This window comes from Pararhizobium sp. LjRoot255 (assembly GCF_964252905.1).
Taxonomy (GTDB): domain Bacteria; phylum Pseudomonadota; class Alphaproteobacteria; order Rhizobiales; family Rhizobiaceae; genus Pararhizobium.
Map to the genome: position 1 here is coordinate 1 of NZ_CAXUPQ020000015.1, position 1,100 is coordinate 1,100.

The 1,100-nt window shown below is 57.0% G+C and carries 1 protein-coding gene; it reads right to left on the reverse strand.

The annotated features are described in order from the left end of the window. Positions 1-80: 80 nt before the first annotated feature. Positions 81-1,019, reverse strand: a complete 939-nt coding sequence (locus ACSQ2W_RS27325) for a substrate-binding domain-containing protein (protein ID WP_436084339.1) — start codon at positions 1,017-1,019, stop codon at positions 81-83. Between the last annotated feature and the right edge of the window lie 81 nt (positions 1,020-1,100).

The following is a 1,100-nucleotide window of genomic DNA, read 5'->3' on the forward strand; positions in this document are numbered from 1 at the left end:
AACTGGACCTTCTGCTTTCTGTGCATCGACGCTTTGGCTGCAGATGTGCCTTGAGCGGCACACCTGCAGCATGTCGGCGATCAGTTCTTGGCGAGGTACTTTTCGACGTTTGCCGGGTTCACAAGCTCAAAGGGGATCCACACCGGCGATTCGACGGTCTCACCCTTGGCGAGCTTGACGGCGGCGTCCACCGAGCCGGCGCCCTGCCCGATTGCGTCCTGGAAGACGGTGACGTCGAGATCACCGTTTTGCAGGTAATGCATCGCTTCCTTGGTCGCATCGATGCCGGCAACGACAACGTCTTTCATGTCCCAGCCGGACGCTTTCAAAGAGTTGATGGCGCCCAAAGCCATTTCATCATTGTTGGCGATTACGGCCACCGGTTTGTGGCCTGCGGTGATCCAGTTCGTCATCAGGTCCTGTGCCTTGACCGGATCCCAGTTGGCCGACTGCTCGTCGATGATCTTCATGAAGTTGCATTCCGGCGTCGCGATGACGTCGTGAATAGCCTTGCTGCGCTGTTCCGCGGCGTGTTGAGCCAGAATGCCCTGGATGATGACAATGCCAGCATCCTCGGTCTTGCCCTCTTCCTTCAGGACGCGGCATACTTCCTTCGTTTCGAGCGTACCGGCATCAATTTCATTCGAGCCGATGAAGGCAGTCTTCGGCCCGAGACTTGCAAGATCGCTCGGCGTGTTGTTCACGTAGACCAGAGGTATTCCGGCATCCGCAGCCATCTTCGTGATCGTCGGAGAGGCGGAGCTTTCGACCACGTTCACGACGATCGCGTCGACCTTGGCAGCGATGAAGTTCTGTACCTGGGAAAGCTGCTTGTTCACATCGGCCTCGGCGAACTCGATCTGGAGAGGCTGGCTCGTCTTTGCCGCCTCCTCTTTCATCCCTTGGACCATGACGGCCAGGAACGAATCGCTGTGCGAAATGGACACTCCGATGTCTCCGGCTTGCGCAGCTGACGCCGCAAGAGCCAAAATCGCAGTTCCAATGATCATTCTCTTCATGTCGTATTCCCCTTTTTCTTGGTTGAGTGTCCGGACGCACCCAGGATTTTTCCGGACCGTCCTTCTCCTAAGGACGGCTAA

Bases quoted from the DNA above. Each gene is read 5' to 3' on its own strand.
- ACSQ2W_RS27325 (WP_436084339.1), bottom strand. From the start codon at position 1,019: ATGAAGAGAATGATCATTGGAACTGCGATTTTGGCTCTTGCGGCGTCA.